Origin of the sequence: Cyanobacterium sp. T60_A2020_053, from assembly GCA_015272165.1 — a bacterium.
Lineage (GTDB): Bacteria > Cyanobacteriota > Cyanobacteriia > Cyanobacteriales > Cyanobacteriaceae > Cyanobacterium.
The window spans coordinates 1-25,949 of record JACYMF010000023.1 but is presented as its reverse complement, the minus strand read 5'-3'; the positions used below and the strand labels follow the sequence as shown (position 1 = coordinate 25,949).

The window sequence follows — 25,949 nt, the reverse complement described above, 5'->3', positions numbered from 1 at the left end:
GATTATTAGTTTTTTACAACTAATGTAGAAAAGGCACAAATTTTGATTATTTCATCGAAGGTAAAAAATATTTTTTTGAGGAGTAATTTTTATTATTAATTCATTCGTTAAAAATCTTCATTCTTATCCTATTTTAGCAAGGTTAGGGATTTTTTTCTCTACCTTGCTATTTATTTGGCTGCCTTTTGCTATTCCTATTTATCTATTTTTACAGCAAAAAGACCCAAATTTAACAACTATTTTAACAATGGGATTATTATTTATAATTTTTCTATTTTTAGTTAAATTTTGGGGCAACTATGTTTACGAAAATCAAAAAATATTTAGAACTTATGGTTTAGTTTTTAGTAAGCGCAATTTACTAGATTTAAGTGGTGGTTTATTGATTAGTTTTACTATCACCTGGTTATTATTTGTCGTGGAATATCTTTTCGGTTGGGTAGTGTTCAAAGCTCCCAATCAGCTCTTTATACCACTACTATTGGAAGGTTTAACCAGCGCCCTCCTCATCGCTTTGGCGGAAGAACTATTTTTTCGAGGTTGGTTATTAAATGAATTAGAAAAAGATTTTAGTGAAAAACAATCCAATTTTATCAATGCTTTATTATTTGCCATTGCCCATTTTCTGAAACCTTTAGCGGAAATGATTAGAGGTTTAGTTACTTTTCCTGCTTTATTTATCTTAGGATTATTATTAGTCTGGAGTAAAAAAAATCATCATAATTTATTAGGTATTTCCATCGGTTTACATGGTGGTTTTGTGTGGGGTTATTATGTGTTAAATGTGGGGCAAATGTTAACTTATACGGAAGTAGTGCCATCATGGATAACGGGCATTAATCAAAATCCTATTGCTGGATTAATGGGCTTATTATTTCTTGGTACTTTTTCTCTAATAGCTAAAAAAAGAAAGTTATTTTAATGTTAGTTTTTATTAAACTATTTCTTGCCCTTATTTTAGGCAGTCTTCTCGGTTTGGAAAGGGAGTTAAGCAACAAGCCGGGAGGTGTGAAAACCCATGGTTTAGTGGCTCTCGCTTCCTGTGGTTTTATTTTAATTGTTCAAGAAATCAGCATCATGGAACAAGCAAGAGTAATGACTGGTATTATTCAAGGTGTAGGATTTATTGGTGGAGGTTTGATTGTTAAAGAGGGAAATAATGCAAAAGGTTTGACGGGCGCTGTAGAGATTTGGATTTCATCAGGTTTAGGTTTGGCTTGTGCTTTTGGCTTGTGGCGTATTGCTTTTAATATGCTTTTTCTTTCTCTATTGTTATTAAAATTGATGAGGTTATCTTTCCCTAAAAGTTAAGGTTTTTTACTACATGGAGAGGTCTGAAAAAGTATTTTCATTAAGGTAAAAAAAGGAGAAGGTCTTTAATTTATAAGCATTTCACCTGACACCTGACAACTGAAACCTGCCACCTCCCCTCACCAAAATACTTTTTTAGAGCCCCTCACCTATGACAAATATTATAAAACATATCTACAAATAAAGCTCAGATAACGTTGTACAATGAATAACTAATATTAGTTTAATAGAAAAAAATTACTTAAGGAGTAAAATTTATGACCGAAAATTGGGAAAATCAAGAACATAACCAAGAAGAAAATCAAGAAAGTTCAGCTTTAAAAGTGGCTACCCCTTCGAGTTTATTCCATAATAATCGACCCATTGAACCTAGCAAATTAGAGATAGTCAGTACTTATAAATCTGTAGGCTCAGTGCGCCCGATCACCAAATCTGATTTAATGGTGAAAAGTACGTTAGTGCTTTCTGGTTCAAGACCGATTAGTGCTGGTACTTTAGTGATTAGTGACCAATATAACGTTATGGGTAATCGTCCTGTAGCGTCTAATCAAATTGATAATGTTTTCTTATTAATGGGTTACTTAGATTAATCTTCGCAAAAAAAAGCCCCTCGCCCACGGGGAGAGGGGTTGGGGAGAGGGTAAATAATTATTTTAACTGAATTACCTGAGGCTGATCGAACATATGTACTGTATCGACAAAACGAGCAGTGGAAGATTGGCTAGAAATAACCAAACTTTGGGTACGGGCGCCACCGTGGAAGAAGCGCACTCCCTCCATCAATGTACCGGGGGTAATACCACAGGCAGCAAATAAGACAGTTTCACCAGATGCTAATTCATGGACATCATAGACTTTATCAGGGTCAGTAATACCCATTTCCGCTAAACGAGCGAGGTTACTTTCTTTACTTTCACCGATTAAACCAGTTTTAACAATAGCAGGATCATAAATTAATTGTCCTTGAAAGTGACCACCTAAACAGCGCATAGCAGCGGCGGAGATAACTCCCTCAGGTGCTGCACCAATACCCATTAAAGCATGAATATTAGTTCCACTAAAGGCACAAGATAGGGCTGCGGATACGTCACCATCGCTAATTAAGCGTACTCTGGCTCCAGCTTCACGGATTTCTTTGATTAAATCATCGTGGCGATCACGATCCATGACTACGACGACTAATTCTTCGATGCTACGATTTAAGCATTCAGCGAGGATTTTTAAGTTTTCAGTAGCGGATTTGTTAATATCAACTTTTCCTTTAGCGGCCGGGGGAGCTGCTAATTTTTTCATGTAAAAGTCGGGTGCTGCAAAAAGTCCGCCTTTTTCGGAAATTGCTAATACTGCCATAGAACCATTTTGACCATAAGCTACTAAGTTAGTACCTTCACAAGGATCAACAGCAATATCAATTTCGATCAATTCTTCAAGGTTACAGAAATCACTAGCATCGGCACGAGTACAAATACCGACTTCTTCCCCAATATAAAGCATGGGTGCATCATCTCTTTCTCCTTCCCCGATAACGATTCTGCCGCGCATTTTGATTTGATTCATTCTTTCGCGCATAGCTTCTACCGCTACTTCGTCAGCGATATTTTTTTCCCCTTTACCCATCCATTTAGAACTAGCGAGGGCGGCTTTTTCTACTACTTCGATAATCTCTAAGCCAATAGTGCTTTCGATCATAATTTATCCTCCAGAGATAATTAAATGTAATTTTCTATAAATGATTTAACAAAAGTCATCAAGATTAAAGTCTATCAGAGTGAGGGATCAGTGCTAAAAAAACTTTTCTGCGGTGACGGGCGCTGGGTTTTAAGTAATAAATAGGAGGCGCTGAAAAAGTGGTGTAGTGAAGGCAAATTGACAATTATCAAGTTTTGATTATTTTTGATTAAAAAAATTTCTTCAGATTTTATACCATACTAAAAGTCGGTTAGAATTTGAGAATTAGGAATATTGAAAAAAACGGAAAGGGTGGGATTTGAACCCACGGACTGTTGCCAGTCACTCGATTTCAAGTCGAGCGCGATCGACCACTCTGCCACCTTTCCTCAAGATTGCATGAGTACATATTATAACAGATAAAGTAAAATTTTCTCAAAAAAATCTATGGCAAAACAACGTAAAAAATCAGACTTTCCCACTAAAATCTGTCCTGTGTGCGGATTATCGTTTACATGGCGCAAGAAATGGGCTAATTGTTGGGATGAGGTGAAATATTGTTCCGAAAGATGTCGCCGTCGGAGTTAAGGAGTTATGAATTATGAATTATGAGTTATGAATTAATAAATTCCTTTGCCTCTTGCTCTTTTTGGCAATTATCAATTATCCATTGTCAATTTTCCATTATGATGGATGTATATTCAGTCGTAATTATTTATGGCTTTATTGTAAAGTTATTTTTATTATTTAATCAATGTCCACTACTCTCGCCACTGCTGATAAACTAGATTTAGTCGTTATGCCTCCTCGTACTGCTTCCATTAGCCGTCAGACTAAAGAAACTGATATTCAAGTAGAGGTTAATCTTGATGGTCAAGGTAAATGTCAGGTTAATACTGGTGTTCCTTTTCTTGACCATATGCTACATCAATTATCATCCCATGGTTTATTAGACCTCAATATTCAAGCAGTGGGTGATATTGAAATTGACGATCATCATACTAATGAGGATGTGGGTATTACTTTGGGGAGGGCGCTGAGTCAAGCTATAGGCGATCGCAAGGGAATTAATCGTTTTGGTCATTTTATTGCTCCTCTTGATGAGGCTTTGGTGGAGGTTGTCCTTGATTTTTCCGGGCGCCCTCACCTCAGTTATGGTTTAGAAATTCCTACCCAAAGAGTTGGCACTTATGATACTCAGTTAGTGAGAGAGTTTTTTGTGGCGGTGGTAAATCATGCCCACATTACTCTCCATATTCGTCAGTTGGATGGCATTAATTCTCATCATATTATTGAGGCTACTTTTAAGGCTTTTGCACGGGCGCTAAGGATGGCGCTAGAATTTGATCCTCGTCGTTTGAATGAAATTCCAAGTTCTAAAGGGGTATTGTAAAAAGAAGGGGAGAAAGGGAGAAAATATTACCAAAATTTATAGAGACTATATATTGCTTGAGTATAGTGGTTATCAAATTAAACTAATATTTAACAAGGGGTTTAGAATCCTGTCTTTCCTATATTTCATTATTAAATTACTATGACTAAACAAAAAAAATTTTTATTAGTAGTGTCAAGTCAACCTTATACGGGTAAAACTGCGACTATTGTTGGTATCGCCCATCAGTTAAAACAGAGGGGAATTAAGTTGGGGTATGCAAAACCCCTTGGAACTTGTTTTAATGTAGATGATCGTTTACAAGATGAACAAGATTTACAATTTATTAGTGAAATTTTAGAGTTGTCTCCCCAACAAATTAAGTCTCCTTTACTGTTTTTAAACGAAAAAACCATCACTGATTTCCTTCATTATCCCCTTGATGATATTGATGTGGTGGACTATTGTCAATCTATGGAGGCTGATTTGGTATTGGTGGAGGGCGCTGGGAATCTTTCTCAGGGTAATTTGTTTAATCTTTCAGCGCCCTCCGTGGCCGAAAAGCTCGATGCTCAAGTATTATTAGTAGTCAAATACGATCCTCTTTTAATTATCGACCAAATTCTTGAAGCTAAGGGCATTTTTGGCGCGCGCCTGTCGGGAGTATTAATTAATAGTATTCCCCATCAACAATTAGACACCATGACTAATGTCATTAAACCATTTTTAGCTAGTCGTGGCGTGGAAGTTTTGGGAATGTTACCCACTGATCGACTTTTACAAAGTGTTAGTGTTAGAGAACTGGTAGCACAGTTGAAGGCAAAAGTATTATGTCGTAGTGATCGTCTTGATTTGATGGTGGAAAGTTTGACGGTGGGCGCTATGAATGTTAACTCGGCTTTAGAATATTTCCGCCAACGACAAAATATGGCAGTAGTAACGGGAGGTGATCGCACTGATTTACAGTTAGCGGCATTGGAAAGTTCCACTAATTGCCTAATTTTAACGGGGCATATTCCCCCTCAACAGTTAATTTTAGCAAGGGCGGAAGATTTGGAAATTCCTATTTTAACGGTAGATTTTGATACTTTAACCACTGTGGAGATTGTGGATCGAGCTTTTGGCACTGTGCGTTTACAGGAAAGTATTAAAGTGAATTGTGTACAACAGTTGATTAAGGAACATTTCGATCTTGATCAATTATTGGCAAAACTCAACTAATTTATTATGGTGGAGGGCGCCCTCCACCACATTCAATCATCACCCATTAAGAATTAAGCAAAAGCTGGAACAGGGATATTAAGATGAGGATAGAGGGGGAATTGACTACACAGCGCCCCTACCCGTTTAATACAATCAGCTTTCACCGCAGAATCATCAGGATTGAGAAGACGATCAGCGATAATATTAGCAACTTCAGTAAATTCCGCTTCTGTTAAACCTCTGGTAGTTTCAGCAGGAGAACCTAATCTCAAGCCACTGGTGACGAAAGGAGACTCAGGGTCAAAAGGTACAGTATTTTTGTTCGCTGTAATGTGAGTTTGTCCTAAAAGTTGATCCGCTACTTTACCAGTCATACCGATAGAACGTAAATCCACTAAATTGAGATGATTATCACTGCCACCAGAGACTAATTTAAAGCCTCTCTCGACTAATTGAGAACCCAGCGCCCGTGAATTAGCGATTACCTGTCCACAATATTCCTTAAATTCGGGTTTTAAAGCCTCCCCAAAAGCCACCGCTTTACCAGCGATAACGTGTTCTAAAGGTCCGCCCTGAGTGCCGGGGAAAACAGCTTTATTTAATTTTTTACCTAATTCTGCATCACGGGTTAAAATTAAACCACCACGAGGACCTCTTAACGTTTTATGGGTGGTAGTGGTGACTACATCACAGTATGGCACAGGGTTAGGATGATGACCACTGGCAACCAATCCAGCAATATGGGCAATATCAGCTAACAAATAAGAGCCCACCTCGTCAGCGATAGCGCGGAATTTGGCAAAATCAATGATGCGAGGATAAGCAGAATAACCGCAAATGATGAGTTTCGGGCGCTCTTTCAGGGCTAATTCTCTAATTTCATCATAATCTAAGCGCTCAGTTTCTTTACTAACGCCATACTGACATACTTCAAACCATTTACCCGATACGTTAACTGGTGAGCCGTGGGTTAAATGTCCACCATGGGATAAATCCATCCCCATGATTTTGTCACCCGGATTGAGTAGGGTTAAAAACACAGCAAAATTAGCTTGAGCGCCAGAGTGAGGTTGCACGTTAGCCATTTCAGCACCAAATAACTGTTTTGCTCTGTCAATGGCTAAATCTTCTGCTTGATCGACAAATTTACAACCACCATAATAACGTTTACCGGGTAATCCTTCGGCGTATTTGTTGGTTAATACTGAACCCTGCGCTGCCATTACTGCTGGGGATGTAAAATTTTCACTAGCAATTAATTCTAAGTGACTTCTTTGGCGTTGTAACTCGTTGGCGATAATTTCCGCTATGGCTGGGTCTGTATCGGCTAAATATGTTAGGTTAGTTTTGCTCACTTTATTATACTTATACTTCTCTATGGGAACACTTTCTCTATATTACCTCAGTTATGAATTATGAAGGGAATGTAGAATTTAGAATGTAGAATTTAGAATGTAGAATGTAGAGTTTAGAATTTTTGATTGGAATGGAAGAAAGAGGTAATTTTTAGAGAAAAAAGATAAGTTGAGGGCGCTTGTATTTTAACTCTCAAAAAAAAAACAGGCAAGATGCCTGTTTCACCGTACCAAAATCCTAATTGTTGGAGAAGTCTATTAAATATAAATTGTTGATCAAATATGATTCATTATCAATTATCAATTGTCCATTACTGTTCAGATTGTAATTGTAATTGTAAACCTTCTTCAATAGGCTCGTAACCGATGTCAATATCTCTTTCTTCAATGACATCTCGAACTTGATAAAATACTTCAATTCCTTTTGGTCTAACTATGACGATGACATATTCTTGATCTCTATTTTCTTCTACTTCGTCTATTAGTTGGATTAACGGTGAAGTGCGCCCGGTTAATTCATTTTCGCTCACAAATATTTCACTGGGATATATAATCACGCCATCTTCTCGACATTCGATATAACGGGGAGTTTTGCTCAAATTTTGTCCGTCTTGATTTTCGGCGACAATCGTCACTTGTGAACTACTTTCTAGGGTTTCCGTGCTGATTACAATAATTAATAATATTAATGTACCAATGGTACAAGCTAAAACGGAGAGAAAAGGGAATAACTCTAATTCTGTTCGTCGGGGAGAAGGGCGCTGACGCATAATTAATAAAAAGGGCAAAGTGAAAAGGGCAAGGGGCAAAGGAGATTATTATTTCATAATTCATAACTCATAATTTCCTGTGCCAAATGCGCCACAAGAAATAACCACAGGCAAAAAAGTATCCCGTAGTAAACAAACCATTGAGATAAAGTAATCTTAGGGCAAATATATCATTAGCGACGCTACTTCCTAGCCATAAGCCACTATACATAATAATCCAAGTTAATCCTAGTTTTAATGATAAATTAATAGTTTTTCGTTTTGGCGAAGGGCGCTGGTGATTTTTTTGTGCTGATGCTATCAGCACATCCATTAAAGCCAATATTGTTCCTAATACGGGTAATAAATATAAGGATAACTGTAATTTATTATAGTTTTCGTTCTGATCATCGTAATTCATGGTTAAAATGAAATTGCTAATAATTTAACGGTGATGAGCAAATTCTTGGGAAAATGAAAAAACTACCATTCAAGCCACAATATTCTCCCCCTCTCGACAAAATTATCTTTTTAATCGCCACCACCTATCTCATCATAGTTTGTTCATGGCTTTTTAAACAAAATCAAAAGGTCATTTCATCTCCTACTCCTGCTAATCTCTCTGAAAATACCTCTGCTGAAAATTTATCACCCACCCCTAATATTTCTGAAACGTCTTCTCCAGAAACCATCTCTCAACCCTCAGAGATACCACCATTACCAAATATTCCCCAAACTGAATTAATTACTCTCACTTCTCCCCCAGAAGTGTCACCTCTACCTATCCCTACACCTCCACCTTTGCCAAAAGGGATTGAACTTCCACCACCACCATTGATCAATGTCAGTGCTAATAGCAATAGCCCTGCAAAACTCGCTTCAACAGAGCCCTCCACCCCGCCCATAGCGCAGAAAATACCATCACCACCACCACCACAAACCGCTAAAATTGCTCGTCAATTTCCCCCTTCATTGGATACTTTACCGACTTTACCAAATGCTAATCCTTCTCCAAATACCAACAATATCCCCAATACTTCCACCCCTGACACGGGCGTTAAAAATAATACCCTCCTTGGGGTGATACAATTAGCCGATCAAAATAATTTGGCTTTATTTAATATTAATAGTCTGACTGAAAGAGTGGCGGAGGGCGCCCCTATCCCCGCCACTAACTGGATTGTGGTTAGTATTAATAAAAATGAAGTGGTTATTCGTCGTCAAGATCAATTTCAAACTTTACGAGTCGGTGAAAAATTTTAAGTTTTTTGTCTCTCGCAAAGGCGCGAAGGCGCAAAGGGAATCTTTCTAATAATCTAAAGTGTGGTTTAAGGGAATGAAAACTGCTGTCAAGGGTGTAGTTTTCCCTATTGACAAGTACTGAATTTTAATGATAATTTGGGGTTAAAGTGAATCTTAGCAATTTATAACTAATCTGTTAAGATTTATGAAGAAAGAACAATAACTACGGCAAATTAAGAACATGGCTTACGAATTAGCTCCTTTACCTTACGATTACACAGCTTTAGAACCCTGTATTTCTAAAAGCACCCTAGAATTTCACCACGACAAGCACCATGCCGCCTACGTTAGCAAATTTAATGATGCGGTTAAAGGCACAGAATTAGATTCTCTCTCCATTGAGGAAGCCATTAAAACCCTTGCCAAAGATTCTAGCAAAGCAGGAGTGTTTAATAATGCTGCCCAAGCATGGAATCATAGCTTCTATTGGCAATGTATGAAGCCTAATGGTGGTGGCACCCCCACCGGCGAATTAGCTGCTAAAATTGATGCAGATTTCGGTAGTTTTGATAAATTTGTTGAAGAATTTACCAATGCAGGTGCTACTCAATTCGGTAGTGGTTGGGCTTGGTTAGTATTAGATAATGGTACTCTTAAAGTAACTAAAACTGGTAATGCTGATAACCCTTTCACTGCTGGGCAAACTCCTTTATTAACCATGGATGTATGGGAACACGCTTACTATTTAGACTATCAAAACAAACGTCCTAGCTATATCGATGATTTCTTAGGTAAGTTAGTTAACTGGGATTTTGTGGCTCAAAATTTGGCTAATGCTTAATCAATAATCATTTCTAATAATTTTGGTGGAGACGTAAAATTTTGCGTCTCTATTTCTTCATTTATCATACTCAAAGTTGAAAAATCATAAATATTTTAATGATGAAAGTAACAAAAGAAGTCAATTTAAAAAAACTATATGAAATTGATGATCATTTGTGGCTGGAAGAAACTATTAATTTACTAAAAGGGAATAGATTAAATGAGTTAGATATAGAAAATTTAATTGAGGAGTTAGAAAGTTTGGCAAAGCGAGATAAATTGGCAATGGCAAGTTTGTTAGAACAAGTCATTATTCATTTACTTTTGCTAGATTATTGGCATAATGAATATGAAAGAAACCATCATCATTGGCAATTAGAAATAATAAGTTTTCGCCGACAACTTAATAAAAGAATGACCAAGAATCTTTACAATTATTTAGTAGATAATTTAGATGATTGTTATGATTATTGTCGCAAATATGTGCTCAAAAAATCTGGTTTAGATACTTTTCCGCTACAATGTCCTTACAGTTTAGAAAAAATATTAGACCAAGATTTTTTATAGCTCTCATTCAATTAATTGAATTAAAAAAATAAGTTTTTTAAACATTTCCAATTATGAAAGACTCCATCTTCGCAATTTACCCACCGTGTAATGAATTACACGGAACCAACGGGATCACGTTCAATAAATTGAACTAAGATATTGAGATTACTTTTTTTGTCTAAATTGAAAATTTTAGAATAAAATAATCCTAGAAAATAAGAAGAGTTATTTTTTATAAAACGGCGATACATTCGATTTCCACTAAAACATCCTTGGGTAAGCGAGAAACTTCTACACAGGCGCGCGCCGGGGAATTATTACTAAAATATTTGCCATATACTTCATTCATCGGGGCAAAGTTAGTTAAATCGCTTAAAAATACGCTGGTTTTAACCACTGCGTCTAAATTTGTCCCTGCTTCAGTTAAAATTGCTTGAATATTTTTGATAACTTGATGAGTTTGGGCTTTGATGTCATCTCCTCCCACTAAATTTCCCTCTGCATTTAAGGGAATTTGCCCAGCTACAAATACCATAGCGCCCTTCGCCACTACTGCTTGATTATAAGGTCCAACGGGCGCTGGTGCTAAGGTAGTATTAATAATAGTTTTTTGAGTCATAATATAGCTGATTGAAATTGTAACAGTAATATATTATACGGTTAAGGGCGCTGGACTTTTTCCTTGATATTAGTCAAATAATTTTTCGTGAAGAAGCGCCGAAGTTTTTAATTCTTCTCTTTTCTGCGCGCCCATCCCCTCCCCTTGAGTGTAAAGATTGAGCCATTGCTGTGCTAAGGTGTGAGCATCAGCGCCCATGGCCGTTAATTCTATGCCGGGTATATGTAATTCTGTCATTAATTGAGATACTTTGGGGTCATAAGACAAGGCAAAACAATTACAACCTTCAGAAGCACCCATAATAATACTATGTAATCTCATGCCAATTAACATCTTTATTTCTCGGAAAATTCCTTTTAATTCTTGAGGGTTATCTAACTGAATAATTTCATTTTTTCCCTGTAATTTTTCAGCTACTTTTTGACACAGTATAAGATCATTTTGAGGCTGAAAAGGAATTAAGATAATATTAGCATTAGTGTTTTTTTGTAATGTAATTAATGCGTCAATAATCGTATTTAATTTAGTTTCAGTTAAAGAAATATGAGACCTTAAATTAACGCCAATATGAGGAGATGATGGTAATTTTAGAGATTTATTAAGTTTAGCTGATAATGCCCAAACGGGGTCAGGGGCGCTAAAATGTGGTATGTGCCATTGCTCCAAAAGTCTTGCTGATGCTTGATCTCGCACACTTACACCATGACATTTACTTAAAACATCTTTGGTTAGCCAACGGGTAAAAGGACTATTTAAAGGACCAATTCCCTGCGCGTAGGCAATGGTAATTAAGCCTTTTAATTGAGCTAATTTCATCAAGCCACCATAAAAAATTGGACTGCGCCAACTGGTGGCATCTTGCATTAAACTACCGCCTCCCCAAATAAAATAATCATCCTTTTTACCATGCCAAATTTCTTGAATAATTTGCTGACGAGAATAACTTTTTACACCATAATTTTTAGTGGTTAATGATGGATTTCCTGATAATATAATTGGGGTGAGGGGCGCTGGTAATCTTTCTAATAATGCCAACAATAAAGCCTCATCTCCGGCATTTCCCCGCCCATAATAACCACAAATTATGGCTTTTCTCATCATGATTTAAGATTGATAATTTAAGGATTACTAATCATAACAGAATCAGCGATAATTTGACCCTGATAAATTAAATCTTCGTGTAAATTAGTGTTTAAAGTGACTCTAATTTCATTTTTTCCTGACGGTAACTCAGGAAGATAATACCAATCACTGTATATTCTACTAACTTTTATGCCATTAATATATAAATGACCATGACCTTCATTAGGGTTGCTATTTTTATCTAAATTTTCTGGGGCAAACTTAAAGTTAGTTGTAGTAATTTGTAAATTCCATCCTTTTATTTTATCGGGAGAGATTGTTAATTTTACTTGAGGAATTTTGTCATTTTGAGTCACATCTATTTTTTTATGATGGTGATGTTGAGTAGAATTATGGTTATGATGTTGAGCATCTGTCAGTATCAAGGAATTATTGGTTTTAATATTATCAGCATTGACAGGAAAAGAAACTAACAAAGAAGAATTAATGATTACTAATGACAAAGAGTAAATAGATTTAATTTTCATTTTGCTATTGATCAAGTTTACTCTTTCTATTATTTCTAATAATCACGATAAAATCTAGTTTTACCACTTGTCAAAGTTTGATATAGTATTTCTCATGCTCAAAAAGCTAGTTAATTTGAAGTAATGAACAATAACTAAGAAATTTAAAATGCCAATAGTTTATTGTGATGAATTGATTTAACTACCAGTATAATTTATTATCTTGTAGGGTAATGCCATTATTCTGAGCATCAATTCAAAAAAATTTGCTCCACTAAATTATTAAATTTAACAAATATTTCTGGATAGTTTTTAACTATTTCTTGACTTTTACTTAAACTATTCGGAAAATAATGATGATTAAATTTTTGATAAAAAATACCTTGAAATAAAATAGCAGATTGTACTTTTTTATGAATATTTTTTATTTTTACATTACCCACCGAAATCTTTAAAGGATAAGGTTGTAAGTCATAATCAAAATTTAATTTAATCTGAGTAGGATTATGATCATTTATTTTATAAATTTTAGGAGTGTTTAAGTATTGAGAAATAAATTCTGTTCCTTTATTGAAATCATTAGAAAGAGAAATTAATCTTCTTAGACCTAATGTTACTAAAGCAATTTGATTAATATTAAATGCCTGAAATAAATTATCGATTATATATATTATTTCTCTGCTTTTTTTTTGATCACTAATAATAAATTTCAATTGATATTTACTAATAATAACTTTAACTCCTTCTTGATAGTTCAATTGTTGTAAAGTAGATTTTAGAATAGAACTTTTTGCTAAACTCCAATAAGTAGGGATAATCAATTTTTCTTGTAAAGTTTGATGATTTATGATCTGAAGATTTATTTGTGGAGAAGTAAAACATAGCGCCCCTTCCTGCAAATCATGAATAATGGTTGGTTGCCGAGGGGCAAAACTTTTCGGCAGAGGTATTTTCATGTTATGTTAATAAATGTAACGTTTTGATAATGATAACTCAATTAAAAACCATTATGGCACTTACCGTAGGCACTCAAGCACCAGCATTCACTACCAAAGATGATCAAGGCAATACCGTTTCTTTAGGTGATTTTGCTGGTAAAATTGTGATTTTATATTTCTATCCTAAAGATGATACCCCCGGTTGTACCAAAGAAGCGCAGGGTTTTCGGGATAAATACCAAGAATATCAAGATAAAGAAATGGTAGTTTTAGGAGTGAGTAATGATGATGAGGCATCTCACCAAGCCTTTAAAGAAAAGTATGGTTTACCTTTCCAACTTTTAGCTGACACCGATAGAAGTATCTCCAAAGCATACGATGTTGATGGCGGTGGTTATCCCAAGCGTGTCACATACATTATCAATGGTGAAGGGGTAATTACCCATGTTGATACCAATGTTAACACCAGTAGTCATGCTCAAGATATTTTAGCCACCATTGCTTAATTAGAGTTTGATCAAAAAGTGGAGTCATGAGGGTAATGAATAATTGACAGTTATAGGATTTATCCTCTCAGAGTAGTATCTATTATTTTACCTTTTCACATTACTACAAATCGCCAATAAGGGGTTTAAACCCCTTGTTAAACTGATTGTTATTTAACCTTTTAACAGCTTTGACAGTAATCAATTTATGTTATTTTTTTGATTTATAAATGTTAGGACGAAAAAAACTTTTTCTTATTATCAATTTAGTATTTTTTTTATCTGGTTGTGGTAACTTAACTCGTTTAAGAGAATGTGAAAAATTAGCAAGTATTGGTACAGAATTAGCTAATCAAACTATGCCAAATTTATTAGAAAAAGATCAAGAAATCATATATTTATTTCAACAACAATTTTTAACTACCAGTGAGCAAATAAATAATGAAAATTGGCGAGATTCAAAAATATTAGATTACAGCAGTAATTTAAGTCAAATTTATCAAGAATACGGCACTTTAACTCAAGAATTTATCAGCGCCCTCCACCGCAAAGAAAGAGAAAAAGCCTTGAGTATTCAAACTAAATTAAATGATTTGGGTACGAAACAAGTGCAAATAGTTGAAGAAATTAACAATTATTGCCAAGTTAATTAGACTAATTAAATAATTCTGAAAAGTCTCTTTGATAATTTTCTAAACTATATTTTTTAACTTGCTGATAACCCTTATTAATTATATCTTTTCTAAGAGAGTAGTTATCATGAATTTCGAGGATTCTTTCCGCCATATCTTCTATACTATTAGGATTAATATATAAAGGTGCATTACCACAAGCTTCTGGAATAGCTGAGATATTAGAGGTAATAACAGGGCATCCCATGGTCATAGCTTCTAGGGGGGGTAAACCAAACCCTTCATATAAGGATGGAAAGACAAAACAATTAGCATTTTTAAGTAAAATTAATTTATCTAAATTACTAACATAACCTAAATACCTAATGCCCTCACTTTGCATTTTACCAGTGAATATTTCTGAGCCATAACCTAATGAACCAACTAATAATAAAGGCATTTTTATTTTATTTTTAACTGCTAAGTATGCCTCAATTAAACGGTCAATATTTTTGCGTTTTTCTAATGCTCCTATATACAATAAATAACGTTCTTTTCTTAAGCCAAATTTATTTAAAGTGGATCGATTTAATAAATCACTTTCAGCTAATTTTAACTCATTTTCTGCGATAGGAATGGGTTGATAAATTACTTTTAATTTATCAGCAAATTTTGGAAAAATTCTTAAAACTTCTTGGCGAGAAAATTCAGAGATAGTTAATACTATATCAGCGTATTTTAAACTGGTGGTTATATTTTTATAAAATAAGGAATTAAATTTATCAGAAGGAGGATGATATAAGGTGACAAGGGGGATAATATCATGGATAGTTTGCACTGTTAAACCACCACGATAATTATTTCTGACGGCGCTGGGGGCGCTACAAAATAAAATATCAGCTTTTTTTGTGTCAATGGTCAGGGGAAAATCAAATAAAATAGAATGTAAATTAATAGTTTTGTACAGAGAAGTTTTATTAATATAACCATCAATATTGACTAAATAATTTAATTTACTAATGGTTTCATAATAACTAGGTTCAACTTGAGAAATATGCTTAAATTTATATTTTCCTAGTAATCCGTAAAGATAATGTAAAATAATTTTTTTTTGACTAGGATTAATAGGCTTATCAATATTACGGAGAATTTCTAACTGTTGTAAAGGGATAATTTTTTCTTTTTTAGCACTGGTTAAAAGATAATTGTTATAACCTAAATTTTTAGTCGCTCTGATGACAGATTGAGCATAAAAGCCAATACCTCGATAAAATTCTTCTTCTAAATCTGAAGCACAAAAAACAATGGTTTTATTTAAAGTCATGGTAAATTTTTCACCAATGATTAAGGATTTACTTTGTTAAAAATTAACTTTAATCTGAAAATTTACATTAATATACCATGAGTTTATCAACTTTAGCTTTCCTATTTTTTTATTAAATAGAATTTGATTAAATAGTGTAAACTTTTGCTATTTTTCCTTTATCTTTTTACTTTTTTAAGGTAGAATGCCATAGTTATTATTGGATAAAAAATATTTTAAACTATGGCTGTTTATTCTTTAACCTATCGCCCTCGCCGTTTACGTCGCACCGCAGGAATACGGGCGCTGGTACAAGAAACTGTGTTAACTGTTAATGATTTAATTTACCCTGTTTTTGTTACGGAGGGGGAAAATATTAAGCAAGAAATAGTATCGATGCCTGATGCTTTTCGTTTCAGTCTCGATTTATTATTAAAAGAGTTAGAGGAAGTTTACTCTTTAGGCATTAAAGCCATTGCACTTTTTCCCCTCATCAGTGAAGATAAGAAAGATAATGAAGGTACAGAAAGCTACAATCCTGATGGTTTGGTGCAGCGCACGATCAAAGCTATTAAAAAAGCGTTACCTGAGTTAGTGGTGATTACCGATGTGGCGCTTGATCCTTTTTCCCCTTTTGGTCATGATGGTATTGTGGAAGATGGGGTAATTCTCAATGATGAAACTGTGGAAGTTTTGGTCAAAATGGCGGTTTCCCAAGCAGAAGCTGGGGCGGATTTTGTAGCGCCCTCCGACATGATGGATGGTAGAATCGGTGCGATTCGTGATGGTTTGGATCAAGCTGGGTTCACTGACGTAGGTATTATTGCTTATTCTGCTAAATATGCTTCCGCCTATTATGGACCATTTCGGGATGCCTTGGATTCAGCGCCGAAATTTGGCGATAAAAAAACCTATCAAATGGATTTGGCTAACAGTCGGGAGGCTATCACTGAGGTAGCTTTGGATATTGAGGAGGGCGCTGATATGGTAATGATTAAACCGGCTTTGGCTTACCTCGACATCGTGCGCCGTGTCAGGGAATATACAGAAATTCCTGTGGTAGCTTATAACGTCAGTGGGGAGTATGCCATGATTAAGGCTGCGGCGGCTAACGGTTGGATTGATGAGGATAAAATTGTCCTTGAAACCCTCACCAGTATGAAAAGGGCGGGCGCTGATTTGATTTTGACTTATTTTGCTAAACAGGTTGCTTCTCTTTTGGCTAATTGATAATTGACAATGGATAATTGATAATGGGTTGAACAATGTTCAACCCCTACGCTTTTTCTTCAAAATGTTTCCTAATTTAAAAAAATGGGGTGGAGGGCGCCCTTCATCCCATATTGAAAAGGTAAATTACGCTGTTGATACTCTTTGTTTACTGCCGGTTATTAGCTGTGTTTTGATTTTAGGAATTATTACAGATACTTGTCGTAATAAATCTTTATTTGATTCCTTTTACAGCAAAATTTTAATCACGATTACTGTTTCCTTTGTTATTTCATCTTGTTTGGCAAAAAATACTATTGATGCTTGGTTCGGTTTACCCAATTTTCTACCATTTTTCTTATTATTTCTTTGTTTTCAAACTATTATTACTAAAATTAAATATTTATACAAGCTAATTTTTTTACTTTCTTTAAGTGCTTCAATTATAGTAATTATTGGTCTTTTACAGTTATATTTTAATTTAGATTGGCCTAATTGGTTAAGTCTTTTATTTGGATGGGATGTTATTCCCTTTGGTAATCCGGAAGGGCGAATGTCCTCAATTTTTTATCATGCTAATATTTTAGGATTATTTTTAGTTATCACTTTTAATTTTAGTTTATGTTTATTACTAATAAATAGTGAATTAATTTTTTTTAAAATTAGTCGCAAAAAAAATAATTACTTCCTAATTTTAAATATCTTTTTCACTTTAATAGGTATATTTTTGACAAATTCTCGTAGTGCTTGGGTGATGGCTTTTTTAACTTTTATTGCCTATGCTGTTTACGGGCGCTGGTATAAAATTTTAAGTTTTTTAACTGTGATAATTACTGCCATTAGTTGGGCTTCTTTTGGTAATTTGCCCGGTCAATATTTTTTCCGTCAAGTGGTACCTAGCTTTATTTGGTTGAGATTTTCTGATCAAATGTTTCCTCAGCGCCCTACCCCTACCCTAAGAATTAGTCAATGGCAATTTTGTCTCGATTTAATTAGAGATAATCCGGTGATGGGTGTAGGATTACGCAATTTTGATTACTTATATGAGCAAACAACTGGTTTTAGGATGGGTCATCCTCATAGTTTATTTTTAATGTTAGGTGCGGAAACTGGTTTAATTAGCCTACTTTTAACGTGCATATTTGTAGGAGTTATTTTACGGCGAGGGGCGCTGGTTTTTTTAACTCAAAAATGGCAAAGCAACGAGTCTTTAATTATCTTTAGTTATTTAATCGCCTTTGCTAATTTTATCTTTTTTAACCTTGCTGACTTGAGTATTTTTGATCTCCGACTGAATATTTTGGGATGGATTATTTTAGCTAGTATTGCTGGAGTTAGCCAAAAGTCTTTAATTGATAAGTGCCTTCCCACTTCCCACTCCCCATTCCCCTAACGACAACACTTTTTCTGCAACCCCTACTTAAACAAAAACTAAGCCAAAATAAAGCCTAAACTCTCTTTGTAAGATAAAAATACTTCAGTATTATGTCTCAGGCACTGGAAAAAAAGCCGTTGCTGATTTTAAATATGTTTTTGCTTGGGGTAGGGAATAGGGATTAGTAATAATATTTTGAGTATTATATATTTGCTATAATTCATTAATGTTTCATGCCACAATTCAGCAACGCCGAAAAAACTAAAAGATACCGCCGTGGGAAATGCCTCTAATGCTATTTAATATTTAACCGCTTATTTCCCCATTGTCTCCTCAATTCCCCCGTGAGACAATGCCATTGAATAAATGTGTAAGCTCAAGATACCAGTATAAGAAGTTTTTAACTATTAACAAATCAATTAATAGAAAAAATCTCCCCTTTCTCCCTTGCATCCTCTGCTTCTCCTTCTCCTTATGGCACATCTTCTGGAATAAAACCGTTAGATTGATCCAATTCAATATTAATACCTAAATCCATCACTTCAATATCCCATTGTCCTCGCCTAGCGGTTTCAAAGACAACATAGCGCCCGTCGGGGCTAATACGAGGATTGCGCAACCAACTACGATAACCTTGAGTTAATAGTTTAGTTTGTCGGGTGGCGCGATCGTACAAAAAAATATCAGGTCTGCCTTGAATGCTGGAAACATAGGCTAAATAGCGCCCGGTGCGACTCAAACTAGGGCTATCTGTAATAGCGCCCTCCCGATTCAAACCGGGTAAATCCACAAAAGACTGTTGTTGTAAATCAAATAATAAAATTTCTTGTCGCCCAAAACGATTAGATACCATCGCTAACCAGCGCCCATCACCGCTAATGGATGGCTTTTCATCACTATAACGACTATTGAGGGCGGTGGAAGTAATACCAAAATCATTACCACCACACCCCCCGATTAAAGAGGCTATCAAAAGAGTTAGGGAGATTATTTTTAACCGATGATTCATTAGTAATTAAATCAAAATGTTTATTCTTATTAGGAAATTTTGATTAGTTGATTATAGTATGATCAAAACTATAAATGTTTGAAGTAATGAAATAATAATGACCAATAATATTATCTTTGAAGTAACTCAAGAAGAAGATGGCGGTTTTTGTGCAGAATGTTTAAGCGAGGATATTTTTACGGGGGGGGAGACATGGGAAGAATTAAAAGTAAATGTCACCGAAGCAGTGAAAAGTTTTTATTTTGATCAACCATCTATTCCTACTGTGAAATTACATTTAGTGAAAGACGAGACTTTAGTAATTCAATGAAAATACCTAGAAATATACAAGGCGACGAATTAGTTAAAATTTTGATAAAATACTGGGGTTATCACTTGATTCATCAAAAAGGTAGTCATATTATTTTAGAAACAAGTCTGCCGAGTCATCATCGTCTTTGTATCCCTAATCATAATCCCGTCAGAGTTGGCACTTTAAATTCTATTATTAGCGCTGTGGCGCGTCATAAGAAAGTTAGTAAACAAGATATATTAAATACTTTGTAGCTTACCATCCCCAGCTACCCGGCTCACCTTTAAAAGGACCAACTATATTAGAAGTAATCCAACCGCCATAAAAATTGCCCGGTTGTGGTGTGACTTTTTCCCCATTCACATAGCAACCGGTGAAGGGCGCTGCATAAAATGCCACATAATTAGCTATCTCCTCAAATTTTGCCGTTGGTTGGGGATAATACCACCCCACTTTATTAAAAGTTGCATCTTTCACTACTACATCATAATAATGGGCAACTCCTTTCCACTCGCAAAAAGATTGACCCGGCGCCCTCCGCAATAACTCCATGTTAATATCATCGGGGGGCAAATAGTACACGGGGGGATGGCTAGTTTCCAATACCCGATAACCGCCACTGGTATCGGCAATAATTACATCATCATAAATAACTTCTATTTTGGCACTGACAGGCTCTAACTTGGGAGGACGCGGATAATCCCATACTGACTCTTGGGAGGGCGCTGGAATTACTTTATCAATAGAATTAAACATAATTTCAGGACAACGAAAAGAAGAGAAAATTAATGAACAGATTATTATTATAAACTATAACGAATAGTCAATCTTATAACCTGTTTGAAAAGTCATGATATTGTTTCCCTACCCTCTTGTAAAAAGAGAATTTAGAGGGATGTAACACTTTTAAAAAAGCTTCTTAGTTTTATTGATTAAATCAAACTCAAAACGTTGAGAAAAATTAGTGATACCATAAACATTAAAACTAATCACCGGCTCATCTTCTATTACTTCAACCTGATGAATCATTTGATCCGTAAAACCAAGAATATCTCCAGCTAATAATATTTTTTCTCCCATATAATCAAGGGAACTTTCTTCATTTGATTCATGCCAAAAAGTATTTTTTTCAGCGCCCGAAATAATTGCCACAATGCCCCATGTAGCATGATTATGAATCGGGGATTTTTGTTGAGGAAGCCATGTCACCATTTGTATAGTAATAGGATAGTCAGGCTCTTCATAAAGAGTATTTACCGACCATCCTAATTGATTATGGGCGGGGGTATAAGCAAATTGTAACCACTCTGATTCTATTAATAAAGTTCTAACTTTAGGAATTAATAATTTAATAATTTCTTCTTGATTAACTTCTGTCTTAATAACATCTTCTAAATCAGTCAAAAAACGATATAAACGATAAGGTTTAATCACTGAAACAAAATCATCATATTTATAATCAATGAGCATTCCTTGACTATTAACTAAATAGTCATTATTTTGATAAATTGTGGTGTTTTTCATATAAAAAAGATAAAGTAAAAAGTAAGAGATTTGAATCTCTTACTAAATTTAGTTATAATTTACAGCACTTTCAATAAAATTATTAATTAACAATAAGTGGATAGTCAGGAGTAGGATTTAATGGACAACTAATCCAATATTTACCTTTCTTTAAATCAGCGATATATTCAATAGTTTTTCCAGTCGTTAAACCTCCCCCCGATACTCTTGGTAAAACTGCTTGACTCAACCCTTGCCCTCTGAGATAAAATCCTAATTCATAGGGAACATTTTGATTGGTAACTTTGAAAACATATTTACCAGCTTTAAGATTTATTGGTTTGAAACCTTTTTCTCTGACAGCAAGAGAATCTTGATTGATTTGACGGCAATCAACCGCTTTTTGTGGTTGATAACCATAATTTTTAGCTTCTGTTTCAATGAATTGACAACCGGTTTGCGTTAAATTTATCACTGATTGGGCTTGTGCTGGTGATAAAAAATTGAAAAAAGAAAATATATTATTGATGCTTACAAAAATAATAGAAATTGCAAATAAGATTATAAGTTTTTTATTCATTATTACCGTCCTCAGTTATTTTGTTTTTGTCTAATCCTTAGTGTAAAAAATTTTTCTTAAATTAGAGTTAATTAAGATGATAACTCTCTCATAAAGAAGTTATTTTTAACATAGTCAACTGATATAAAAATAAAAATTATCTTCAGGATACTTATTTATATCTATTATGATTTTTTAATGTTCTTCTCAGTCTAATCACTCACACTAAAAGTTGATGGAGTTTTTTATTAGGTTATTGATTATGAATAGAGTTAAATATTTTGCCTTTCTATCTGCGGTTTCAATTATTACCACTGGTTTAATACCTTTTTCTTCTGTAACTGTAAAGGCTGAAGAAGTTATGGGAGTGACTCAAGGAGTTGAATTAACTGAAAAAAATCCCTGCGCCAGTCAAAACCCTTGTGCCAGTCAAAATCCCTGTGCCAGTCAAAACCCTTGCGCTGGTAAAAATCCCTGTGCTGGTAAAAACCCTTGCGCTGGTAAAAATCCCTGTGCTGGTAAAAATCCCTGTGCTGGTAAAAACCCTTGCGCTGGTAAAAATCCCTGTGCTGGTAAAAATCCCTGTGCTAGTCAAAACCCTTGCGCCAGTCAAAATCTTTAGCAATTCTTCCTCAAGATAATCTATTTAGTGTAAATCAAATCTGAGACGCTGATTTTTTTCTAGAAAATTAGACTTGTTGTGAAATAATGCCTTAAAATGCTTAAAAATATTGCTATGTAATAGTTACAGCGATTTTAAACTTTAGAGTGCTAAAACCTATACTCAGTAAAGTTTTTAGGTGTTTTTTTCTTTATTCCGCAACAACTCTATGGACATCTTATCAAATGTCCCCATTTTGAGATTGATCATATAGAATTAAGAGTTAATCGTGATTTTTCCCTTCATATTCCCATAACGAAACTATTATGGTTAACTTTTTCATTAAACGTCCCGTATTTTCCACGGTATGTGGGCTGATTATTTTACTGATAGGTAGCATCAGTTTAGTCAACTTACCAGTGGCACAATTTCCCGAAATTAGCCCCATACAAGTACAAATTAACGCTAATTATAATGGTGCTAGTGCTGAAGTTATCGAAAATGCCGTTACCAATGTCTTAGAACGACAAATTAATGGTACACCCGGTTTAAGGTATCTTAGTTCTAGTAGTAGTAACAGTGGCACAAGTAATATTACCGCTACTTTTGAAGCTGGTACAAATCAAGATTTAGCAGCCGTTGACGTGCAAAATAGGGTAGCTAGGGCTTTACCGCAATTACCTGAAGATGTGCAGAGAAACGGAGTTACGGTGACTAAACAATCCAATAATATCTTGATGGGTATTGGTTTATATAGCGATAATGATCAATACGATAACTTGTTTTTAAGTAATTATGCCGAGCGTTTCCTTGTCGATCCTCTCAGGCGTATCGATGGCGTGGCAGATGTGAGAATTTTTGGAGAGCGCCGTTACGCCATGCGGTTATGGATCGATCCTAATAAATTAGCTAGTCGAGGTTTAACCACCGCTGATGTGACTAATGCCATTAGGGCGCAAAATATCCAAATTGGGGCAGGTAAAATTGGGGCTGAACCAGCGCCCTCCGGACAAGAGTTTCAGCTTGATGTGAGGGCAGTTAGTCAGTTTACCACCCCAGAAGAATTTGAAAATTTACTGCTCAAAACCGATGCCAATGGCTTTCTAGTTAGGTTTAAAGATATTGGTAGGGTGGAACTAGGAGCGCAGGATTATAGCTCCTTTTTGCGCTATCGCCAACGGGATGCAGTAGGCTTGGGAATCTATCAGCTAACTGGTTCTAATGCCTTAGAAGTGGCTGAAAACGTCAAAAATGAGATCAAACGCCTTGAGGCAAACTTCCCCCCAGAAATGCGTTATGAGGTGGCATTTGATACTACTTTATATGTAGAAGAATCTTTGCGCGGAGTGATAAAAACCCTCTTTTTAGCGGTAGGTTTAGTTATTTTGGTAATTTTAGTATTTTTACAGAACTGGCGTACTACTTTAATTCCCACTTTAACCATTCCTCTGGCATTAATTGGTACTTTTGCTTTTATTAATCTGTTTAATTTTTCCATCAACAGCTTAACCTTGTTTGGTTTAACCCTTGCCACAGGGGTGGTGGTGGATGATGCTATTGTGGTGGTGGAGCAAATTAGTCGTTATATCCACGAAAAGGGAATGTCACCGTTACAGGCTTCTCAGGTGGCAATGAAGGAGTTAAGTGGGGCAGTAATTGCTACTTCTTTGGTGTTGATGGCGGTATTTGTGCCTGTTGCTTTTTTCCCCGGCACTACGGGCGCTTTATATCGTCAATTTGCTTTAACCATCGCTTTTTCCATCGTTTTCTCTACTTTTCTTGCTCTAACTCTCACTCCTTCTCTCTGTGCGTTATTGTTAACCCCTAATGATGATTTACCGCCTTGGTTACAAAAACCTTGCGATATTTTTAACGCTGGTTTGGCTAGGGTACAGAGGTCTTATGATGGTAGTCTGCGCGCTTTATCGAGGGCGAGGGGCGCTGTGGTAGGTGTTTTCATCTTATTACTCGCTTCTACGGCATGGTTATATTTGAATGTACCTCAAGCCTTTTTACCAGAAGAAGACCAAGGTTATTTTATCACTATTGTTCAAGCGCCTCAAGGGGTATCCTTGCAATATACTAGCGAGGTGATGAAAAAAGTTGAGGCGGCTATTTTAGAAGAGCCTGAAGTGAAGGGAACTTTTGCCGTGGGGGGTTTCGCTTTTGGTGGTAATAGTGCCAACTCAGGGGTTATTTTTAGCCCTTTGATTCCTTGGGCAGAGCGCCCTTCACCGAATCAATCAGCCCCAGCGATAATTGGTAGAATGTGGGGTAAGTTTGCCATGATTCCTGAAGCTCAAATTATTCCCATTAATCCCCCAACTATTCGAGGTTTAGGCAGTTTTGGCGGTTTTACTTTCCAATTACAAGATACCCGTAGCGGTGGTGATTTAGATAGTTTAGTGGGTACATTAGGGGAATTATTAGGTGCCGCTAACCAAAACCCGAATTTATCACGAGTTTTCAGCACTTTTAGTGCCAATACTCCTGAATTGGTAGTGGAGGTAGATCGGCAAAAGGCACAGGCGCTAGGGGTAAATATCCAAAATGTATTTAGTACCTTACAAACGGCGCTGGGTTCGAGTTATGTTAATGATTTTACCTTGCAACAGCGCACCTATCGAGTGTATTTACAAGCTGATAACCAGTTTAGATCAGCGCCCGATGATCTCGGCTCGTTTTTTGTGCGCTCTGATAACGGAGTGATGATTCCTTTATCAAATCTGGTTACGGTGGAGCGAGGGGTAACGGCTCAAGTTATCAATCACTATAACTTATTTAGGTCTATTGAGGTAAGCGGTTCAGCGCCCCCCGGACAAGGTTCAGGGGAAGCCCTCCAAGCGATGCAGGGTGTTGCCCAACAAGTTTTACCGCCCGGATTTACCTATGAATGGTCGGGAACTTCCTTAGAGGAAATCGTTTCGGGAGGTCAAGCGCCCATCATCTTCGGTTTAGGTTTACTATTTGTATTTTTGGTACTTTCGGCGTTATATGAGAATTATGTCGATCCTCTGATTATTCTTTTGGCAGTGCCTTTGGCAATTTTGGGGGCGCTGATGGCTCAATCCCTGCGAGGTTTTAGTAATGATATTTATTGTCAAATCGGTTTGGTAATGCTGATCGGTTTAGCTAGTAAAAACTCTATTTTAATCGTGGAATTTGCCAACCAATTACGGGGGGAAGGTTTACCCATCGTCAAAGCAGCGCTGGAAGCATCTAAAGACAGATTAAGACCAATTTTGATGACTGGTTTTTCTACCCTTCTCGGTATTTTTCCTTTGATGATTGCTACGGGGGCGGGCGCTACAAGCCGTCAATCCCTTGGTACAGCAGTATTTGGCGGAATGTTGATCGCTACTTTCCTCAGTTTATTTGTTGTACCTATTCTTTATATCGTCATCAAAATTGTTACGGAAAAAGTATTTTCTGGTAACAAAAATGCTACCAGAGAAATCGTTTAAATTTTGTCGTGAGATGATTAAATTATGCTATCTTAAAAATGTCAAAAGAGGACTCCCGTTGAATTTGACAACAAAAAAAAGACACTTCAAATCAACGGGAGACGGGGCTTATAAAGGGGCG

Annotated in this window: 30 protein-coding genes and 1 tRNA gene; 17 read left to right on the top strand and 14 right to left on the bottom strand. The window is 35.8% G+C overall.

Going from position 1 to position 25,949, the window contains the following annotated elements; all coding sequences use genetic code 11:
- Positions 1–94: 94 nt before the first annotated feature.
- From IGQ45_03785 to IGQ45_03775, 3 genes are all read left to right on the top strand, one after another.
- Positions 95–922 (top strand): CPBP family intramembrane metalloprotease, encoded by an 828-nt coding sequence (locus tag IGQ45_03785; protein MBF2056347.1) that lies wholly within the window; start codon positions 95–97, stop codon positions 920–922.
- A complete protein-coding gene (locus IGQ45_03780; protein MBF2056346.1) occupies positions 922–1,311 on the top strand; it encodes an MgtC/SapB family protein in 390 nt (129 codons plus the stop codon). The genes IGQ45_03785 and IGQ45_03780 overlap by 1 nt, the downstream gene beginning before the upstream one ends.
- Positions 1,312–1,568: 257 nt before the next feature.
- Positions 1,569–1,901, top strand: coding sequence for a hypothetical protein (locus IGQ45_03775; protein MBF2056345.1), 333 nt, complete (start codon positions 1,569–1,571; stop codon positions 1,899–1,901).
- Positions 1,902–1,959: 58 nt separating this feature from the next.
- Here the strand turns inward: IGQ45_03775 and glpX are convergent, their stop codons facing one another.
- A complete protein-coding gene (gene glpX, locus IGQ45_03770) occupies positions 1,960–2,997 on the bottom strand; it encodes a class II fructose-bisphosphatase (GenBank protein ID MBF2056344.1) in 1,038 nt (345 codons plus the stop codon).
- Between the two features lie 286 nt (positions 2,998–3,283).
- Positions 3,284–3,368 (bottom strand) — tRNA-Ser (locus IGQ45_03765).
- Positions 3,369–3,426: 58 nt separating this feature from the next.
- Between IGQ45_03765 and IGQ45_03760 the strand changes: the two genes are divergently transcribed.
- The 3 genes from IGQ45_03760 to IGQ45_03750 all read left to right on the top strand — a co-directional run bounded on the left by IGQ45_03760 (position 3,427) and on the right by IGQ45_03750 (position 5,572).
- Positions 3,427–3,567 (top strand): DUF2256 domain-containing protein, encoded by a 141-nt coding sequence (locus tag IGQ45_03760; GenBank protein ID MBF2056343.1) that lies wholly within the window; start codon positions 3,427–3,429, stop codon positions 3,565–3,567.
- A gap of 166 nt (positions 3,568–3,733) precedes the next feature.
- The gene (hisB, locus tag IGQ45_03755) at positions 3,734–4,372 is read left to right on the top strand and encodes an imidazoleglycerol-phosphate dehydratase HisB (GenBank protein ID MBF2056342.1); all 639 of its coding nucleotides are present in this window, start codon (positions 3,734–3,736) and stop codon (positions 4,370–4,372) included.
- A 141-nt stretch (positions 4,373–4,513) separates the two neighbouring features.
- Positions 4,514–5,572, top strand: coding sequence for a phosphotransacetylase family protein (locus IGQ45_03750; GenBank protein MBF2056341.1), 1,059 nt, complete (start codon positions 4,514–4,516; stop codon positions 5,570–5,572).
- Between the two features lie 53 nt (positions 5,573–5,625).
- Here the strand turns inward: IGQ45_03750 and IGQ45_03745 are convergent, their stop codons facing one another.
- From IGQ45_03745 to IGQ45_03735, 3 genes are all read right to left on the bottom strand, one after another.
- Positions 5,626–6,909: a serine hydroxymethyltransferase gene (locus IGQ45_03745; protein MBF2056340.1), complete on the bottom strand. Its 1,284-nt coding sequence runs from the start codon at positions 6,907–6,909 to the stop codon at positions 5,626–5,628.
- 311 nt (positions 6,910–7,220) lie between these two features.
- Complete coding sequence (locus IGQ45_03740) at positions 7,221–7,679, bottom strand: hypothetical protein (protein ID MBF2056339.1); 459 nt, start codon at positions 7,677–7,679, stop codon at positions 7,221–7,223.
- Positions 7,680–7,746: 67 nt separating this feature from the next.
- Positions 7,747–8,079, bottom strand: coding sequence for a hypothetical protein (locus IGQ45_03735; GenBank protein ID MBF2056338.1), 333 nt, complete (start codon positions 8,077–8,079; stop codon positions 7,747–7,749).
- A 53-nt stretch (positions 8,080–8,132) separates the two neighbouring features.
- On the opposite strand from IGQ45_03735, the gene IGQ45_03730 reads away from it, so the two are divergent.
- From IGQ45_03730 to IGQ45_03720, 3 genes are all read left to right on the top strand, one after another.
- Positions 8,133–8,921, top strand: a complete 789-nt coding sequence (locus IGQ45_03730) for a hypothetical protein (GenBank protein ID MBF2056337.1) — start codon at positions 8,133–8,135, stop codon at positions 8,919–8,921.
- 220 nt (positions 8,922–9,141) lie between these two features.
- A complete protein-coding gene (locus IGQ45_03725; GenBank protein MBF2056336.1) occupies positions 9,142–9,741 on the top strand; it encodes a superoxide dismutase in 600 nt (199 codons plus the stop codon).
- Between the two features lie 101 nt (positions 9,742–9,842).
- Complete coding sequence (locus IGQ45_03720) at positions 9,843–10,289, top strand: DUF29 domain-containing protein (protein MBF2056335.1); 447 nt, start codon at positions 9,843–9,845, stop codon at positions 10,287–10,289.
- 214 nt (positions 10,290–10,503) lie between these two features.
- On the opposite strand, the gene IGQ45_03715 is transcribed toward IGQ45_03720, so the two are convergent.
- From IGQ45_03715 to IGQ45_03700, 4 genes are all read right to left on the bottom strand, one after another.
- Positions 10,504–10,890: a RidA family protein gene (locus tag IGQ45_03715; protein MBF2056334.1), complete on the bottom strand. Its 387-nt coding sequence runs from the start codon at positions 10,888–10,890 to the stop codon at positions 10,504–10,506.
- Between the two features lie 69 nt (positions 10,891–10,959).
- A complete protein-coding gene (gene csaB / locus IGQ45_03710) occupies positions 10,960–11,988 on the bottom strand; it encodes a polysaccharide pyruvyl transferase CsaB (GenBank protein ID MBF2056333.1) in 1,029 nt (342 codons plus the stop codon).
- Positions 11,989–12,008: 20 nt separating this feature from the next.
- Complete coding sequence (locus tag IGQ45_03705; GenBank protein ID MBF2056332.1) at positions 12,009–12,500, bottom strand: hypothetical protein; 492 nt, start codon at positions 12,498–12,500, stop codon at positions 12,009–12,011.
- Positions 12,501–12,730: 230 nt separating this feature from the next.
- Positions 12,731–13,435, bottom strand: a complete 705-nt coding sequence (locus IGQ45_03700) for a hypothetical protein (GenBank protein MBF2056331.1) — start codon at positions 13,433–13,435, stop codon at positions 12,731–12,733.
- 53 nt (positions 13,436–13,488) lie between these two features.
- Between IGQ45_03700 and IGQ45_03695 the strand changes: the two genes are divergently transcribed.
- A complete protein-coding gene (locus IGQ45_03695) occupies positions 13,489–13,923 on the top strand; it encodes a peroxiredoxin (GenBank protein MBF2056330.1) in 435 nt (144 codons plus the stop codon).
- 209 nt (positions 13,924–14,132) lie between these two features.
- Complete coding sequence (locus tag IGQ45_03690; GenBank protein MBF2056329.1) at positions 14,133–14,555, top strand: hypothetical protein; 423 nt, start codon at positions 14,133–14,135, stop codon at positions 14,553–14,555.
- Position 14,556: 1 nt separating this feature from the next.
- On the opposite strand, the gene IGQ45_03685 is transcribed toward IGQ45_03690, so the two are convergent.
- Positions 14,557–15,837, bottom strand: coding sequence for a glycosyltransferase family 4 protein (locus IGQ45_03685; GenBank protein MBF2056328.1), 1,281 nt, complete (start codon positions 15,835–15,837; stop codon positions 14,557–14,559).
- 222 nt (positions 15,838–16,059) lie between these two features.
- On the opposite strand from IGQ45_03685, the gene hemB reads away from it, so the two are divergent.
- A complete protein-coding gene (hemB, locus tag IGQ45_03680; GenBank protein ID MBF2056327.1) occupies positions 16,060–17,046 on the top strand; it encodes a porphobilinogen synthase in 987 nt (328 codons plus the stop codon).
- Between the two features lie 64 nt (positions 17,047–17,110).
- Positions 17,111–18,418 carry an O-antigen ligase family protein gene (locus IGQ45_03675; protein MBF2056326.1) on the top strand — a complete coding sequence of 436 codons (1,308 nt, stop codon included), beginning with the start codon at positions 17,111–17,113 and terminating at the stop codon, positions 18,416–18,418.
- 454 nt (positions 18,419–18,872) lie between these two features.
- Here the strand turns inward: IGQ45_03675 and IGQ45_03670 are convergent, their stop codons facing one another.
- Positions 18,873–19,409, bottom strand: coding sequence for a TolB family protein (locus tag IGQ45_03670; GenBank protein MBF2056325.1), 537 nt, complete (start codon positions 19,407–19,409; stop codon positions 18,873–18,875).
- 97 nt (positions 19,410–19,506) lie between these two features.
- Between IGQ45_03670 and IGQ45_03665 the strand changes: the two genes are divergently transcribed.
- Positions 19,507–19,719 carry a 2-phospho-L-lactate guanylyltransferase gene (locus IGQ45_03665; protein ID MBF2056324.1) on the top strand — a complete coding sequence of 71 codons (213 nt, stop codon included), beginning with the start codon at positions 19,507–19,509 and terminating at the stop codon, positions 19,717–19,719.
- On the top strand, positions 19,716–19,955 hold the full coding sequence (locus tag IGQ45_03660; protein ID MBF2056323.1) for a type II toxin-antitoxin system HicA family toxin: 240 nt from the start codon (positions 19,716–19,718) through the stop codon (positions 19,953–19,955). The genes IGQ45_03665 and IGQ45_03660 overlap by 4 nt, the downstream gene beginning before the upstream one ends.
- Position 19,956: 1 nt before the next feature.
- On the opposite strand, the gene IGQ45_03655 is transcribed toward IGQ45_03660, so the two are convergent.
- The 3 genes from IGQ45_03655 to IGQ45_03645 form a co-directional block, all read right to left on the bottom strand.
- Positions 19,957–20,457: a DUF427 domain-containing protein gene (locus IGQ45_03655; protein MBF2056322.1), complete on the bottom strand. Its 501-nt coding sequence runs from the start codon at positions 20,455–20,457 to the stop codon at positions 19,957–19,959.
- 150 nt (positions 20,458–20,607) lie between these two features.
- Positions 20,608–21,225: a cupin gene (locus IGQ45_03650; protein MBF2056321.1), complete on the bottom strand. Its 618-nt coding sequence runs from the start codon at positions 21,223–21,225 to the stop codon at positions 20,608–20,610.
- An 82-nt stretch (positions 21,226–21,307) separates the two neighbouring features.
- Complete coding sequence (locus IGQ45_03645) at positions 21,308–21,766, bottom strand: hypothetical protein (GenBank protein ID MBF2056320.1); 459 nt, start codon at positions 21,764–21,766, stop codon at positions 21,308–21,310.
- Between the two features lie 259 nt (positions 21,767–22,025).
- Here IGQ45_03645 and IGQ45_03640 point away from each other — a divergent pair, with 259 nt between their 5' ends.
- Both IGQ45_03640 and IGQ45_03635 read left to right on the top strand, forming a co-directional pair.
- A complete protein-coding gene (locus tag IGQ45_03640; GenBank protein MBF2056319.1) occupies positions 22,026–22,385 on the top strand; it encodes a hypothetical protein in 360 nt (119 codons plus the stop codon).
- A gap of 305 nt (positions 22,386–22,690) precedes the next feature.
- Positions 22,691–25,828: an efflux RND transporter permease subunit gene (locus IGQ45_03635; protein MBF2056318.1), complete on the top strand. Its 3,138-nt coding sequence runs from the start codon at positions 22,691–22,693 to the stop codon at positions 25,826–25,828.
- The last annotated feature ends 121 nt before the right edge of the window (positions 25,829–25,949 follow it).

Bases quoted from the DNA above. Each gene is read 5' to 3' on its own strand.
- IGQ45_03780 (MBF2056346.1), top strand. From the start codon at position 922: ATGTTAGTTTTTATTAAACTATTTCTTGCCCTTATTTTAGGCAGTCTT.
- IGQ45_03775 (MBF2056345.1), top strand. From the start codon at position 1,569: ATGACCGAAAATTGGGAAAATCAAGAACATAACCAAGAAGAAAATCAA.
- IGQ45_03760 (MBF2056343.1), top strand. From the start codon at position 3,427: ATGGCAAAACAACGTAAAAAATCAGACTTTCCCACTAAAATCTGTCCT.
- hisB (MBF2056342.1), top strand. From the start codon at position 3,734: ATGTCCACTACTCTCGCCACTGCTGATAAACTAGATTTAGTCGTTATG.
- IGQ45_03750 (MBF2056341.1), top strand. From the start codon at position 4,514: ATGACTAAACAAAAAAAATTTTTATTAGTAGTGTCAAGTCAACCTTAT.
- IGQ45_03740 (MBF2056339.1), bottom strand. From the start codon at position 7,679: ATGCGTCAGCGCCCTTCTCCCCGACGAACAGAATTAGAGTTATTCCCT.
- IGQ45_03735 (MBF2056338.1), bottom strand. From the start codon at position 8,079: ATGAATTACGATGATCAGAACGAAAACTATAATAAATTACAGTTATCC.
- IGQ45_03730 (MBF2056337.1), top strand. From the start codon at position 8,133: ATGAAAAAACTACCATTCAAGCCACAATATTCTCCCCCTCTCGACAAA.
- IGQ45_03725 (MBF2056336.1), top strand. From the start codon at position 9,142: ATGGCTTACGAATTAGCTCCTTTACCTTACGATTACACAGCTTTAGAA.
- IGQ45_03720 (MBF2056335.1), top strand. From the start codon at position 9,843: ATGAAAGTAACAAAAGAAGTCAATTTAAAAAAACTATATGAAATTGAT.
- IGQ45_03715 (MBF2056334.1), bottom strand. From the start codon at position 10,890: ATGACTCAAAAAACTATTATTAATACTACCTTAGCACCAGCGCCCGTT.
- csaB (MBF2056333.1), bottom strand. From the start codon at position 11,988: ATGAGAAAAGCCATAATTTGTGGTTATTATGGGCGGGGAAATGCCGGA.
- IGQ45_03705 (MBF2056332.1), bottom strand. From the start codon at position 12,500: ATGAAAATTAAATCTATTTACTCTTTGTCATTAGTAATCATTAATTCT.
- IGQ45_03700 (MBF2056331.1), bottom strand. From the start codon at position 13,435: ATGAAAATACCTCTGCCGAAAAGTTTTGCCCCTCGGCAACCAACCATT.
- IGQ45_03695 (MBF2056330.1), top strand. From the start codon at position 13,489: ATGGCACTTACCGTAGGCACTCAAGCACCAGCATTCACTACCAAAGAT.
- IGQ45_03690 (MBF2056329.1), top strand. From the start codon at position 14,133: ATGTTAGGACGAAAAAAACTTTTTCTTATTATCAATTTAGTATTTTTT.
- IGQ45_03685 (MBF2056328.1), bottom strand. From the start codon at position 15,837: ATGACTTTAAATAAAACCATTGTTTTTTGTGCTTCAGATTTAGAAGAA.
- hemB (MBF2056327.1), top strand. From the start codon at position 16,060: ATGGCTGTTTATTCTTTAACCTATCGCCCTCGCCGTTTACGTCGCACC.
- IGQ45_03675 (MBF2056326.1), top strand. From the start codon at position 17,111: ATGTTTCCTAATTTAAAAAAATGGGGTGGAGGGCGCCCTTCATCCCAT.
- IGQ45_03670 (MBF2056325.1), bottom strand. From the start codon at position 19,409: ATGAATCATCGGTTAAAAATAATCTCCCTAACTCTTTTGATAGCCTCT.
- IGQ45_03665 (MBF2056324.1), top strand. From the start codon at position 19,507: ATGACCAATAATATTATCTTTGAAGTAACTCAAGAAGAAGATGGCGGT.
- IGQ45_03660 (MBF2056323.1), top strand. From the start codon at position 19,716: ATGAAAATACCTAGAAATATACAAGGCGACGAATTAGTTAAAATTTTG.
- IGQ45_03655 (MBF2056322.1), bottom strand. From the start codon at position 20,457: ATGTTTAATTCTATTGATAAAGTAATTCCAGCGCCCTCCCAAGAGTCA.
- IGQ45_03650 (MBF2056321.1), bottom strand. From the start codon at position 21,225: ATGAAAAACACCACAATTTATCAAAATAATGACTATTTAGTTAATAGT.
- IGQ45_03640 (MBF2056319.1), top strand. From the start codon at position 22,026: ATGAATAGAGTTAAATATTTTGCCTTTCTATCTGCGGTTTCAATTATT.
- IGQ45_03635 (MBF2056318.1), top strand. From the start codon at position 22,691: ATGGTTAACTTTTTCATTAAACGTCCCGTATTTTCCACGGTATGTGGG.